This window comes from Acinetobacter pittii ANC 4050, from assembly GCF_000399685.1.
GTDB classification, from domain to species: Bacteria; Pseudomonadota; Gammaproteobacteria; order Pseudomonadales; family Moraxellaceae; genus Acinetobacter; species Acinetobacter pittii_E.
Genome location: NZ_KB976987.1, coordinates 1,188,057 through 1,202,708, shown reverse-complemented (window position 1 = coordinate 1,202,708; position 14,652 = coordinate 1,188,057). Strand labels below are relative to the sequence as shown.

Here is a 14,652-nt window from a genome sequence, read left to right as displayed (position 1 = left end):
TATCCTCTGATTGATCGCTTAAGCATGTAAGCCAGATTGTAAAATTGCGGTAGCCCGTAAATCGCGGTACCAACGTTCAACAGGATGTTCTTTTGTAAAACCATGTCCACCAAGAATTTGCACACCATCTGTACCGATTTTCATGGATTTCTCAGCACAAAGTAGATGAGCTAAGTAAGCTTCGCGGTGAAATGGTTTGCCGGACTCTGCAAGGCTTGCAGCATTTAGAATCAACATACGCATTGCATCAATTTCAATAGCCATATCAGCAATCATGAAAGCGACACTTTGACGATGAGAAATAGGTTCACCGAATGCAGTTCGTTCATTGGCATATTTAATACAATAGGCTTTTACAGCTTCACATGTACCGACAGCCATTGCACACCACATTAAGTTGCCTAAATCTAAAAAGGCGGTGTAATCAAAATCTGTTGTGCCTAGTCGTAGAGCAGGCGTGTGATTAAAGCGAAGAGTTGCTGTTTCTGTCGCTTTAAGGCCCATGGCCGGAGTGTTTTTAATAGAAATAGTTTCGTTACTCTGTACGACAAACATATCGGGTTTACCGTTAAAGTCTGCGCTTACCAAAAACACATCAGCCAAATCACCTAAAATGACTAAGGTTTTTTCACCATCTATAAAATATTGATCATTTTCAAAAGAAGCTTTAGTTTTTAAAGTATAAGGATTAAATGCTGGGATAGCTTCTTGTACTGCAAAGGTTGCGGTAATGTCTGCATCTTCTGCAAAACATGGCAAATACATTGATTGAACTTCAACAGAACCCCAACGTGTGATTGCATTAATAACGCTAAAGGTACTGAGTAATCCTGCTGTAAGGCTAAAATCACCTTCAGCTAATTTTTCAGCAATTAATAAGTTACTAACAATATTTTGTTCGGTCGCTACACCACCTAATGCTTCTGGAAGTGCATAGTAATTGAGTCCTAAATCTTCAACATATTGCCAAAGACTTTCAGGAAACTGAGCTGCCTGATCAGCATCATGAGCCAACTCCAATAAGACTTCTTGAGCAAATTGAGACATTGCCTCAGAAGTCATTTGTTGTTCTTCAGTTAGACTTAAATCAAATAGATTTTTTTGTTGACGAGGCAAACGTTGTTGAGAAATTTGTTTGGGTTTAAATGCTTTTTGAGTCTGTGTTAATGCTCTAAAACCAGCTTTTGAACCTTGATAAAGAGATTTTTCAACAAATTTACGCAACTTGAGTTGATCAAGTACATCGCTTCCAGCCAATCTAGTGATCAGCGATAAACCCAAACCCTGAGCTTTATTGATCATACTTGTCATGATTATGGTGTCCTAACACATTGTTATTGTTTTATGCTGACACGCCTCATAGTAAAAAACTATGTCGTTACTGACATTCGAAAAATGAGTAGATAAAAGGTAAATAAAAATTAATTAAGTCTTAAAATACTGATTTTATTTGTTTAAATTGGTTTTAATATTGGGTGAGTTGAGTGGAATTGACTAGAATGACATAGAATCATTCTAGTCTTTCACTAAATCAAGCAAAGTTACGAATCATACGTCGTACATTGGTTTTTGCATCAATCACTGTCATAAACGTATAGGCTCCAATAAATTTACGGCTAATAAACATAAATTCTTTTGGAGGAACTGAGAAATAACGTGATGCCATTGATTTACTTGCTTGCTGCATAACACGGCTATGGAGCTGGCTTTTCTTCCAGTCGTAACGTTCGTGTTCATCCATAAGGCCAGCAGGCATATCTGGATTATTTGCAGGAGTACTAAATGCCTCTGTCGCGAGTAAGAATACATCAGCCATACCCGGTTTAATACTTTCAGGCATTGCATCAAAAAACTCGTAACCAGTCATGGCTTTCACCATTGCATCTTTATTATGCTGATAACCTGCTTGAATGAGTTGACGTGCAACTGTTAGCAAGTGTTCATCAAACTGACGAATAGCACCAAAATCTAATAATACAATTTTGTCCTGAACATTTTGTCCATTACCTAAACGTACTAGGTAATTACCAAAGTTAGGGTCAGTTTGCATTTCACCCCATTCAAAAATTTCACGAACCGCAATTTCTAGCGAAGCTTCACCAAGTTGATTGCGACGTTCTTGAGGTAATGACAGCATAACCGGGCTGTTAATTGGCACGCCACGTTCAAAAGTCATGCAGAGTACTTGATTGGTACAATATTCATCTACAATTGTTGGAACAATATAGCGCTCATCATCTTTTAAACGTTCACCAAAACGACGAGTAGTGGCAGCTTCAACACCATAGTCAACTTCACGATGCATCATTTCACGTACTTCATCAAACCACTGATCAAATTCACGGGTTTGTGGAACCATACGTGTCAGTTTAAGCATGTTTTTAAACAAGCTCATATCGGAGTCAATTGCATTTGCAACGCCAGGATATTGAATCTTTAAAACTAACTCTAAGCCATCTGATTTGCGCGTTGCACGGTGTACTTGCGCGAGAGAGGCAGTACCGATTGGCTCATGATCAATAGTTAAATCATTTAATTTAGCGCCTAATTGCTCTTGAAGATGTGGCTTAATTGCAGGCCAATCTAATGCAACTGTCTGGTTATTTAAAGTATTTAACGCTTGTGTAATTTCTTCAGGTAAAAAATGTTCACCATAAAGGGCCATCATTTGGCCAATTTTAACAATAGAACCCTTAAGTTTACCTATTTCAGAAACCAGATAATTAGCTTGTTCGCTCATCGCTTTTTTACGTTTCTTTTCTTTTTCTTCCTCATTAGAAAATATAGAAGAGGCACTTGCAGTTGCCCAACGTGTTCCTGCAAGTAAAGAAGCTTTCGCGATTGATAAGCGTCGATCCATGGAAGAAGTTTTTAAACTCTTAAGCTTATCTTTCTGATTTGACATGAAAATAGAATCCTATGCGCATCATGCAGCCAAACGCTGGTGATCTAAAATTGTAACGAATATTACATGTTTTGAGCGTATTAAAATAGTTCTCTTAGACTGAATGATCAGTCGAAATGGCTATCTTTATTTCAATAATTTTAAAATAGCCTAAGCAATTTTAAAATTGAAGAAACTTACAGCATTCAGATGAGTAAAAATAGGGTAAACGGATCTTTTATAATCACTTAGATTACATTTTAAATTGGATCTTAAATTCAGACTTTTGCATCAAGTGAAGACGATTAGCCTGAATATGCTGTAATAACATTTGTTTAACGGAATCATGCATAAAACCAAGTGCATGAGCTTTTACAATAATAATGCTAGGCAAGGTATAGAAAAAATACTTAACATCGTCGAGTGTGGCATTATTAAAAACACCTTGTTCAACTAACGTCTGCTGCAAAAACTGCTTTTCATTTAATACATGATCTGAAGATTCATCCCAAAAACGGTGACGCATAGCCATCAGATTGTTGTGTTTATAACTCATAAAATTGTCAGCTCAGACTTCAACTCTAAATAAAATATATGGAGTCGAGTCCTGAATATCAAGTTGAGATTATTTTTTATTCAGTTGCTCTTTGATTTTTTATGTAATTCTTGTAAATAGCCTAAGCAAATTTAAAAATTTTTTAAAAAAAACTATAATCGAAACAATTTCATCTCTAACACTACTTATTATGACTCCTGCATGTAGACTGTTAAAAAGTAATAAAATTGAATTTTCAATCCATGAATATGAACATGATTCAAATGCTAAAAGTTTTGGACTAGAAGCCGCAGAAAAACTAAATTTAGACGTAAGGGAAGTATTCAAAACCTTAATGGTGAGCGACGATAAGAATTATTTTGTCGCTGTATTGCCAGTTAATCATCAATTAAATTTGAAAAAAGTAGCTACGGCGTTTGGCTGTAAAAAATTGCAGATGGCTAATCCTAAAGATGCTGAGCGTCTAACAGGGTATTTAGTCGGAGGAATCAGTCCTTTAGGTCAAAAGAAACGTTTAAAAACTGTTATTGATGCATCTGCACAAGAGTTCAGCAAAATTTATGTAAGTGGCGGGAAACGGGGATTAGATATTGGCTTAAACCCTAAAGATTTAGCACAACTCTTAAACGCTCAATTTGTTGATGTAATTGATGAGTAAAATCAATCTCTTTCTTATCTCATCTAATTAATTTCCCGATAATATAAGTAGGATTTATTTAATAAAAACAATTCTCATTATTATTTATATTTAGTATTATTCCGAGCTTTATAAAATTTAACTAATGACTTTTGGGCTAGGAGAAAGGGAAAAAAAATGCATCAATATAAAAAGGTTGGGACAAACTCAAATCATCTAATGCGTGCTGAATCACAATATTTTAAATTAAAACCTTGCTGTCTTGCTCTGACAGCAATATTTACACAACAGGTTTATGCGAATACAAATATTCAAGAAGAATCCATTAATAATCAAACGACACAAAAGCCTGTAGCCCAATTGCAAAAAATTATAGTGACGGCGACAAGAACACCAAAAAATATTGCTGAAATTGCAGGTACAGTTCAAACGATTGAAAAGCAGCAAATTGAACACCAGGCTACAGCTGGACGAAAAATTGCCGATATTCTAGCTCAGTTAGTTCCATCACTAGGCGTGAGTAGTGGAACAACTACTAACTATGGGCAAACAATGCGCGGTCGCGATGTCATGATCATGATTGACGGAGTATCGCAAAATGGATCACGCGATGTCGCTCGGCAGCTAAATAGTATTAGCCCAGGCATGATTGAACGTATTGAAGTCCTTGGTGGAGCTACAAGTATTTATGGATCTGGTTCTACCGGTGGGATCATTAATATTATTACGAAACGTGCTGATTCGACTAAACCTGTAAGTTTTGAGACCAAACTTGGTATTACATCTTCTGATACATTTCGTGGAGATAGCCTAGCTTATGAAATTGGTCAATCTATTTCATTTAATAAAGATAATATAAATGGTTTCTTGGGAGCTAATTTTACTAGCCGTGGATCTCAAGTTGATAGTCATGGTGATCGTATTGCTATAGCACCTATGCAAGGTAGCCGTCCTGATACTGATACAATTGATATTAACAGTCGTCTAAATATAGATTTAACCGATAACCAATCACTAAGTTTGGGTGCACAGTACTATAAAGATGAACAGGATACGAATTATGGTCCAGATTATGGAAAAAATTATATTTATGGAGGAGCACCTAATTCCTATATTGGAAAAAAGGGATTAGAAATAACTAATCAACCTTTTACAGAGCGCTATGCATTTAATACTCAATATCAAAATAAAGATATTTTAGGTCAGATCCTAAATCTCGAAGGATATTACCGTAAAGAGGATGCTCGTTTCTTTCCAGTCTTTTTAGGAGGAGAAGGCACAGAAGCAAAACAGTCTCAATCTGAAATCGAAGTTACTGGTCTGCGCTCAACGTTACAAACTGATCTGAATATTATGAATCGTGATCTTAATTTAACTTATGGTTTAGATTATGAACATGAAAAAGATCATCAACATTATGAGCACTTCACAGCATTTAATACAGGTTTGATATATCAACCTACTGGTAAAACTTCTGATGCTGGCCCAAATACAACAATTCAAAGTGCTGGCGTTTTTCTACAAGGTGATTACGCTTTAACAGAGCGCATGAACGTACAAGCTGGTACTCGTTATCAATATATTAAAGCTGAAACCGAACAATATTCGACTAAAAATGGAATACAGCCAAGCGGATCTGTAAATGACGATGCTATTTTATTCAATTTGGGAGCGATATATAAATTAACAGATGAGCAGCAAATATTTGCTAATTTCTCTCAAGGCTTTAGTTTTCCAGATGTACAACGGATGATGCGTGATGCATTTAATATTTCAACAGCTAATATCCAACCTATTAGTGTAAACAGCTATGAACTGGGCTGGCGTTTACAAGGGGAGCAGAGCCTAAATCTAGGTATAACAGGTTTCTATAATACCTCAGACAAAGTAGTTCAGTTCTACAAGAATAGTAATAAAGAAAATGTTGCTGAAGTTATGGACAAAGACCAGCGTGTATATGGTGCTGAATTAACGGCGACCTATCCATTTATGGAAGAGTTTAAAGTTGGGGGGACGCTTGGTTATACGCGAGGTCAATATAAAGATACGGATGGTAAATGGAAAGAGTTAAATGCTTTTCAGGTTTCACCAATAAAAGGTACTGTTTTTGCTGAATGGAACAGTGATGAGGGATATGGCGCTCGTGTGCAAATGCTTGCTATAAAAGGTACAAATGAAGCCGTAAAAGATGGCTCACTTTCAGCTGTAAAGATTAAAGGCTATAGCACGATGGATGTGTTGGCACATTTTCCAGCATGGAAAGGACGTATAGATTTTGGTGTATATAATGTTTGGAATAGAGACTATCGAACTGTCTATAGTCAACAAGCAGAAAAAGTATATGGGCTTGTAGAAAGTATTCCAGCTGAAGGACGTACTTATGGTCTTAGTTATACATTTAATTATTAATGTGAAGCAATATAGGGAATATCTATAAATTATAGGTATTCCTTAATAAATATAAAAAAAATAGCAAAATAAACTTGCATCATTAAATGAAAATGATTATCATTATCCTTATTGAGAGTTAAGGAGGGTTCTAAAAATTAATTATAGTGCGTACCACTCTAACGTTAAGTTTTTAGTCGATTTAAAGTTATACCAGCGACTCCAATAACAATAAGGCTGAAAGATGAGTTGATTTCTGGTATGTGAGCGCCTGCAAGATATTATAACAACAGGCAGGTTCAACTAGCGGTAAATGGAACTAATAAAAATAAACATTATCAGCGCAACAAAAAGAACTAAACAAAAGCAGCAGGCGAGGAAGGCTTGCTGCTTTTGTATTTAAGGTTAATTTCATAGTTATTCATATATTTCAACTGTTTTAGACTTTTAACTCTACTGAGTAACAGATGGATTATATTTTTGATTAAAAAATAACCACTAATGTTTCATTTATTAACATCCTGCCTTTTTAGGCATTTTTTTGTATACCCTGAATAAAACATGATCAAAAAAAGAGGTAAAAACGTGCTTATTTTTCATGGAAAACCTGTTCATGGAGCTATCTTCGATATGGATGGGACAATGTTTGACACTGAGCGATTACGGTTTCAAACATTGCAACAGGCATCTCAAGAACTCATTGGGCAGGAGTTTTCTCACGAATATTTAATGCAATGTTTGGGTTTAAGTGCAACTACTGCTGAGCAATTAGCTCAACGGTTATATGGTGTAAATGTTCCCTATAAAGAAATTCGAAAAAAAGCTGATGAGATGGAACTCGAACATATTCGAAAACACGGCGTGCCTATCAAAAAGGGTTTAGTTCAGGTTCTAGAACGTTTACGAAAATCCGGGTTAAGAATGGCTGTTGCCACGTCAAGCCGTAGAGCAATTGCCGAAGAATATTTAATTAATGCCAATGTATATAAATTTTTTGATGTAATTACCTGTGGTGATGAAGTAGAACAAGGAAAGCCACATCCAGAAATCTTTTTGAAAGCTGCTAGCCAACTCCACTTAGATGCTAATCAGTGTCTTATGTTTGAAGATTCTGAAAACGGTTTAACCTCAGCTCACACTTCAAAAGGTCTAACGATTTTATTAAAAGATATTAAAGAGCCTAATGATGAAATGCTGGAAAAAGCACATTTTTACTATGACCAGATGTATGACTTCTTAACAGATCTCGACCAGTTTATTCCGGTTATGGATATGCCTGAACTACAGGAACCTTTTCCTCAAAGTTTGAATCAATTGACAGTTGGGATACATGGTTTCGGTGCTATTGGTGGTGGTTACATAGCGCAAATCTTGTCACATTGGGATGGATACACAAAACCAAAGAGAATTATTGCTTCTACACGAAATAGTCTTTTCCGCGAAGCTGTAAATGCATTTGGGACCTATAGTATTCGCTATGGGCAATTTTCTTATGATGAACGTATTGAGAATATGACCATTGTTGATTCTGAAAATGAACAACAAATGTTAGAGATGTATACTCATTCCAGTTTGATTGCACTTTGTTTACCTGAGCAAGCTATTGAAGCTGAATCAAAAATAATTGCAAAAGGGCTGTATGCACGTTTTAACTCACCACTTGAAACATGTATTGAACCGCTCACTTTTCTAATTATTTTAAATAAAGTCAGTGCGAAATATTTGGTTATGAAGCATCTTAGAGAAGCTCTACTAGAGTTAACCAACGATGAAGATGTTACTGAGCATATTTTAAAAGAACATTACTTTTGCGACACCGTTGTAAACCGCATGGTTTCAAAGCTAACTAATCAGAATTTATATCGCCAACTTCGTATTAAGCACCATTTTCTTGAACAGCATTTAGAAGACGTGGAGCATGAAGAACAGGTCGAAATTGAAGAGTGCAATAAACTGACCCAAGATCAGCAAAATCAGGCTTCCGTATATATTGATAACATGCGCCGTAATTTCCAGCCAGGGCATATTTTACAAAGTATGGACTTAATTCTGTTTCATAGCGAAACGGATATGCCAATTTATGTAGAGAAAGGCAGTCCTTTACTCGAAAAGCTACGTCAAGTTGTCTTGGTTAGTCAGATTACGGACATCCAATTAATCAAAAACCGTCTATGGAATGGCGTACATGCCATGCTTGCCTGGTATGCCTCATTAATGGGGTATGAATCTATTGGTGTTGCAATGGGAGATCATTCGGTTAAAGCATTTGCAGAGAACTTAATTAGAGAAGTAAAACAGGGCCTTGCCATAGTCTTACCTAATTATGCAAAAGATCTAGATCGAATAGCACAAAGCTTTTTAGACTCATGCGAATATGCATTTAAAGACCCTTGTCAACGAGTAGCGAGAGATCCACTACGAAAATTAACTCATAATGAAAGAGTAATTGCATCAATTGAGGTAAATATTAGCCATGATTTGCCTTATAAAAATCTATTAAAAGGAGCTGCTTTAGGTTATGCCTATGCGATTCAATTTTTAGAAATTGAAGAGACTGATGCAATTAAACATTTACACCAGCAAATTCAGAAATTGGATATGAGTACGACTCAAAAAAGCCAACTTAAAGCTGAGTTAACGGAATTAATCCAATATTTATTTTCTGAACAAGGCAAACAACCTTTGGAAATGAATATGACCAACTCCCAAAATACACACACTCAATATGCTTAAGTTCTTTTAAGTAATTAATCCCACAACTAAAAGGCAAACATGCTTTAATACGAAACATAAATGATTTTGAATTAAAGCTGTGCTGCTAAAACCTTCGACTTTCATGGTGCCAACATCTATACGGGATTATCCTGAATGGCACCTTGGGCGTCAAAATTATGCTTTATGGTATTTAGAAATTAATGATCAAAAATTAGTTAACGATCTAAATACTTTACGTGCGCATTTTTCAGAGTTGTTATTAGAACCCAATCTTCGTCAATTTCATGTCACATTGTTTATATGTGGATTTTTAACTAACGAGACTAAAACTTATAGTGATGACTTTAGTTTCAGTGAATTTGAGCAGCAAAGCGAAATTTTAAAAAAAGAAAATATTGCACCATTTCGATTAAAAATTGGTTCAGTTGATAGTTTTACTAGTGCTTTATTTGTTCAAATCCAAGACCCCGAGAATATCTTATCTCATATTCGCCAAAAACTTGGCCTAGTTTCTAATGAAATTGCGGCTTTAGATTATTGTCCGCACATCACATTAGGGTTATATAAAAAAGATTATAGTAGTGATTTGATTTTGCAAAAAATTTTTCAATTACCTGTACAATACAAAAGAGCTGAATTTGACCTTAAAGTTGAGCATTTAACGTTTGGTTATTATCAGGCTCAATCTTTACAAGGTAAATTATATCCATATCAGCATTTGTTTTTAGGTGATTCATGTTGCAATTGATTTTAGGTGGTGCCCGTTCTGGTAAAAGCCGACTGGCTGAACAAACGGCAATATCTATGCAATTAGCTGTCACTTATGTGGCGACGGCGCAAGCGCTTGATCCAGAAATGCAAAACCGAATTGTGCATCATCAAAATCAGCGTCCTCTTCACTGGTCTTTGGTTGAAGAACCCTTATTGTTAGCAAAAGCTCTGCAAAAAATTGATAGTCCTAATCAAATTATTTTGGTGGATTGTTTAACGCTTTGGCTAACCAATTTGTTACTGTTAGATGATCAAAGTGTTCAACAACGTGAGTGTGAGCAGCTGTTAAAAGTCTTACCTACGCTTCAGTCAGAAATTATTTTAGTAAGTAATGAAACGGGTTTAGGCGTTGTGCCACTCGGTGAGATTAGTCGTCGTTTTGTAGATGAAGCAGGAAGGCTACATCAAGCATTAGGACAAATTGCAGATAAAGTTGTGTTTTGTGTGGCTGGTTTTCCAATGATTTTAAAAGGTGAGAAATAAAATGAACTGGTGGTTAGAATCTATAAAGCAACCTAATTTAGATGCAAAACAACAAGCTGAGCACCACCAACTCCAACTCACTAAACCTACTGGTGCCTTAGGTGATTTAGAACTGATAGCAGTTAAACTTGCCAGTTTACAGTCAAATGTACATCCACAAGTTAGCCACCCATGGATTACAATTTTTGCAGGCGATCATGGAGTGGTTGAAGAAAATATCTCTGCATATCCTCAAGCAGTAACTCGTCAAATGCTGCAAAACTTCACGACTGGTGGCGCAGCAATTAGTGTCATTGCCAAATATCATCAAGCTCATTTGCAGGTCATTGATTGCGGTACAGTCGGTGAGGTATATGAATATGCAGGCGTTGAATGTCATTGTATCCGTGCTGGTACTGCAAATTTTGCTAAACAAGCTGCAATGAATGCTGACGAAGGTCGTGCTGCTTTAGAGTTAGGTAAAAAAAGCGTAGATATGGCTAAGGCCGACGGTGCAGATATTTATATTGCGGGTGAAATGGGAATTGGAAATACCTGTTCTGCCTCCGCTTTAGCATGCCTTTTATTAAATGATACTGCCGAACAATTGACTGGAGTTGGTACAGGAATTGGCGCCGATCAGTTAAGACATAAAATTGAAGTAATTGAGCAAGCAATAGAACTTCATCATAAACATGTTATTGGTGATGTTTTCAAAACATTGTGCGCAGTTGGTGGCTTAGAAATTGCAGCAATCGTCGGTGCTTACATTCGCAGTGCGCAAGTGGGGTTACCTATCATTGTCGATGGTTTTATTAGTTCTGTAGCAGCTTTATGTGCAGTACGAATGAATCCTAAAGTACGTGACTGGATGCTATTTGGTCATCAATCGGCAGAATATGGCCATCAGCGTATTTTACAAGAACTCAATGCTGACCCAATTTTAAAGATGAATTTGCGTTTAGGTGAAGGGAGTGGTGCAGGTGCTGCTTTGGCATTAGTCAAAATGGCATGCGTATTACACAACCAAATGGCTACCTTTGTCCAAGCTGCTGTAAGCGGAGATAAAATTGAGCAAATTTAAAATTGATTTGCTTAGACATGGTGAAAGTCAATATAGCCACACTTTACGTGGCCATTTAGATGATGAGTTAACAGCAAAAGGTTGGCAGCAAATGCAGTCAACTATTGAGCAAGTTGCAAATCAGCCATGGGATATTATTGTAAGTTCCTCATTAAAGCGTTGCGCTTGTTTTGCTGAGCAATTTGCGAAGACAACTGGACTCCCTTTATTTTTAAATCATGACTTAAAAGAAATGTATTTTGGAGATTGGGAAGGCATCTCAACTCAGCAAATTTATGACACCTCACCAGAATTACTGGCAAATTTTTGGCAAAAGCCAAGTCAATATTGTCCACCTCGCGCAGAAACATTAATGGAGTTTCAAACAAGGGTTCTTAAAGGTTTTCAGGATTTATTTGCACATATGCAACAACAAAACTTACAGCATGCATTGGTTGTTACACATGGCGGTGTGATTAAGCTATTGGCTTGTTTGGCTAGACAACAATCTTTAGATGATTTACTCAAAATGCCTGCAGAGCTTGGAAAATTATATTCACTCGAATTTTATGAAAAAGATGATCAATTAAACTTTATATTGATATAGCCTTTTTATATTTCTATACACTTGTAAGTTATTATTTTTATACAGATATTTACTTTAAAGTAATAGAACTGTCATTATTAAAATCTAAGATACGAACATTTCTAATTAATAAACTATCTGACTTATGAATATTTTATTTAAAACAACGATTCTTTCAGCCTCATTATTACTTGCGGCTTGTAACGATAATAATGATCAAGGTGTTCAAAACCCACCGAATACAAACCAATCAAAATATTATCAAACAAAAACACCTTATCAACCGCAACAAGACTTAAAAAGCTACGAACAAGTGCCAAATGGATTCCAGCCTGTTTTTACAGAGTTAGTAGCACGCCATGGTTCGAGAGGACTCTCAAGTCTGAAATATGATTTAGCACTTTATAATTTATGGAAACAGGCAAAAGCAGAAAATGCCTTAACACCGTTAGGTGAACAATTAGGTGTTGATTTAGAAGCAATGATGAAAGCCAATATCTTATTAGGCTATGGGGTGGAAGGAATCCGCCAGTATGGTTATGGAAACGAAACCATGACGGGTATCTTAGAACACCGTGGCATTGCAGACCGATTATTACAGCGCTTACCAACTCTTTTAAATTCCCAAGCCTCTATATTGGTACAGAGTTCTGGGGTAGATCGTGCGGTTGATAGTGCTAAATTTTTTACTGCTGAACTCATCAAACAACAGCCTCAGCTTAAAGATAAAATTGTTCCAGCGACTTATACTAGTTTATCGAGTGAAAGTGTACCAAGCGTTGAAGATGGTGGCGTTGATCGTTTTAAACTTTACTTTCATAGTTTGAATGCAGATGAGGATTTAAATCAACCACTGAGTGCTAGCCAGCAGAAAATTTATGATGCTAGTCAGGCCTATCAAGATTTTGAAGAAAATAATAAAGATTTAGCCCAAAAGTTGGATGAGTTATCAAAGAATACTCAAGCTGAAAAAATTGCTCAAACAGTACTGAACCCGATTTTTAAAGCAGAATTTATTAAAAAACTCGGTACAACAGGTTATAGCTTTAGTAATACCGGGGCCATCACGGTAACTTCCCCAAAAGGTGAGCAAATTACAGAAAAAGGTAAGGGTAAAAATACAATTACTAGTGCAGTTGATGCAGCAGCTTATGTTTATGAACTCTATTCAATTTCTGGCGGTATGAAAGAAGAGTTAAAAGGTGTCGATTTTGATAAATATATGCCGTTAGAAGCCGCAAAGTTTTATGCTGAATTTAATGATGCCAATGATTTTTATGAAAAAGGCCCAAGCTTTACAGAGTCAAATCAAGTCACCAGTGAAATCGCGCAAGGTTTAAAACAAGATTTATTCCAACAAGTTGATGCCGTGGTGAATAAGGCCCAGCCTTATAAAGCCGTTTTACGTTTTGCCCATGCTGAAATTATTATTCCTTTGGCGACCAGCTTAGATTTGCATAATATGATGCAACCTTTGCCAATTCGCCAGACTTATAATTATTCAACAAGTACATGGCGTGGTGAAGTGGTTTCTCCTATGGCGGCAAATGTACAGTGGGATATTTATCAAAATAGCCAAGGTAATACTTTGGTCAAAATGCTTTATAACGAAAAAGAGACTTTATTTAAATCTGCTTGTAACTATGCACGTTACACACCAACCAGTTTTTACTACGACTACATCAAATTGAAACAGTGCTATCAAATGCAATAGATTTTCAGTTTTGAAGTCTTTAATGGGAATAGGGATTGCTATTCCCATTTTTATTTCTTCATAATTCTATTTGTTTTTAAATATAGATCAGTTAGAGACTTGGATATGACACCTTTTTGGATTGCATTGCAATTTTTAACTGTTCTGCCTATTGAGCTAAAGACAATACCGACGGCGCAACAAAATGGTCGGGCTATTTTATTCTATCCGCTAGTTGGGCTAATTATTGGTGGCATACTTTTTATTACGGCCTGTCTTTTTGCTAAATTACCTATTCTTTTAGTTGCTTCAATCATTTTCACTTTATGGATTTGGCTGACAGGTGGATTGCATTTAGATGGGCTAGCGGATACTGCTGATGCGTGGGTAGGTGGTTTTGGTGACAAACTGCGTACTTTACAAATCATGAAGGATCCAAGTTGTGGCCCAATTGGAGTACTCAGTTTAGTCATTATTTGTTTACTCAAATTTGCACTGATTTATGTGTTGATTGAACAGCATCAAACGTTATTTTTAGTCTTTGTTCCCGTACTAGGTCGTGTTGTGCCATCTATTTTGTTTTTAACTACACCCTATGTCCGTGAAAAAGGTTTAGGTCGTTCGTTGACTGATCATTTACCTAAAACGACTTCTTGGATAATAGCTGGGTTGGTTCTGCTATTGGCTTTATATTGGGAATGGCAGGGGCTTATTGCCATTATTGGTTTTTTGATCAGCCTGGTTTACTTAAGACATCTGTTTATAAAAAGAATAGGTGGTATTACGGGGGATACAGTCGGTGCAACGATTGAGCTAAGTGAAACCGTACTGCTTTTTGCTTTTGTTGTGAGTTATTTTTATTTAGTTTGATTTTGAATTTCACCCAAAAATAAAAAA

Annotated in this window: 12 protein-coding genes; 9 read left to right on the top strand and 3 right to left on the bottom strand. The window is 36.2% G+C overall.

All coding sequences use genetic code 11. The features are described from left to right. Nucleotides 1-18: 18 nt before the first annotated feature. The 3 genes from acdA to F931_RS09395 form a co-directional block, all read right to left on the bottom strand. The gene (gene acdA, locus F931_RS09405) at nucleotides 19-1,302 is read right to left on the bottom strand and encodes an acyl-CoA dehydrogenase family protein (RefSeq protein ID WP_171067939.1); all 1,284 of its coding nucleotides are present in this window, start codon (nucleotides 1,300-1,302) and stop codon (nucleotides 19-21) included. 229 nt (nucleotides 1,303-1,531) lie between these two features. Continuing rightward, on the bottom strand, nucleotides 1,532-2,905 hold the full coding sequence (locus F931_RS09400) for an ABC1 kinase family protein (RefSeq protein WP_016141147.1): 1,374 nt from the start codon (nucleotides 2,903-2,905) through the stop codon (nucleotides 1,532-1,534). Between the two features lie 232 nt (nucleotides 2,906-3,137). After that, complete coding sequence (locus F931_RS09395; RefSeq protein ID WP_016141146.1) at nucleotides 3,138-3,440, bottom strand: hypothetical protein; 303 nt, start codon at nucleotides 3,438-3,440, stop codon at nucleotides 3,138-3,140. A gap of 190 nt (nucleotides 3,441-3,630) precedes the next feature. Here F931_RS09395 and ybaK point away from each other — a divergent pair, with 190 nt between their 5' ends. The 9 genes from ybaK to cobS all read left to right on the top strand — a co-directional run bounded on the left by ybaK (nucleotide 3,631) and on the right by cobS (nucleotide 14,625). Then, nucleotides 3,631-4,098, top strand: a complete 468-nt coding sequence (ybaK, locus tag F931_RS09390) for a Cys-tRNA(Pro) deacylase (protein ID WP_016141145.1) — start codon at nucleotides 3,631-3,633, stop codon at nucleotides 4,096-4,098. A 156-nt stretch (nucleotides 4,099-4,254) separates the two neighbouring features. Further along, nucleotides 4,255-6,486 carry a TonB-dependent receptor gene (gene iutA / locus F931_RS09385; RefSeq protein ID WP_016141144.1) on the top strand — a complete coding sequence of 744 codons (2,232 nt, stop codon included), beginning with the start codon at nucleotides 4,255-4,257 and terminating at the stop codon, nucleotides 6,484-6,486. Nucleotides 6,487-7,050: 564 nt separating this feature from the next. Continuing rightward, a complete protein-coding gene (mtlD, locus tag F931_RS09380) occupies nucleotides 7,051-9,198 on the top strand; it encodes a bifunctional mannitol-1-phosphate dehydrogenase/phosphatase (RefSeq protein WP_016141143.1) in 2,148 nt (715 codons plus the stop codon). 103 nt (nucleotides 9,199-9,301) lie between these two features. Continuing rightward, nucleotides 9,302-9,928, top strand: a complete 627-nt coding sequence (locus F931_RS09375; RefSeq protein WP_016141142.1) for a 2'-5' RNA ligase family protein — start codon at nucleotides 9,302-9,304, stop codon at nucleotides 9,926-9,928. Further along, nucleotides 9,916-10,434 (top strand): bifunctional adenosylcobinamide kinase/adenosylcobinamide-phosphate guanylyltransferase, encoded by a 519-nt coding sequence (cobU, locus tag F931_RS09370; RefSeq protein ID WP_016141141.1) that lies wholly within the window; start codon nucleotides 9,916-9,918, stop codon nucleotides 10,432-10,434. The genes F931_RS09375 and cobU overlap by 13 nt, the downstream gene beginning before the upstream one ends. Nucleotide 10,435: 1 nt before the next feature. Further along, nucleotides 10,436-11,497, top strand: a complete 1,062-nt coding sequence (cobT, locus tag F931_RS09365) for a nicotinate-nucleotide--dimethylbenzimidazole phosphoribosyltransferase (RefSeq protein WP_016141140.1) — start codon at nucleotides 10,436-10,438, stop codon at nucleotides 11,495-11,497. Then, nucleotides 11,484-12,083 carry a histidine phosphatase family protein gene (gene cobC / locus F931_RS09360; protein ID WP_016141139.1) on the top strand — a complete coding sequence of 200 codons (600 nt, stop codon included), beginning with the start codon at nucleotides 11,484-11,486 and terminating at the stop codon, nucleotides 12,081-12,083. Before cobT ends, cobC begins: the two co-directional genes overlap by 14 nt. 124 nt (nucleotides 12,084-12,207) lie before the next feature. Next, nucleotides 12,208-13,776, top strand: a complete 1,569-nt coding sequence (locus F931_RS09355) for a histidine-type phosphatase (protein ID WP_016141138.1) — start codon at nucleotides 12,208-12,210, stop codon at nucleotides 13,774-13,776. A gap of 105 nt (nucleotides 13,777-13,881) precedes the next feature. Further along, nucleotides 13,882-14,625 (top strand): adenosylcobinamide-GDP ribazoletransferase, encoded by a 744-nt coding sequence (cobS, locus tag F931_RS09350; RefSeq protein WP_016141137.1) that lies wholly within the window; start codon nucleotides 13,882-13,884, stop codon nucleotides 14,623-14,625. Nucleotides 14,626-14,652 lie beyond the last annotated feature (27 nt).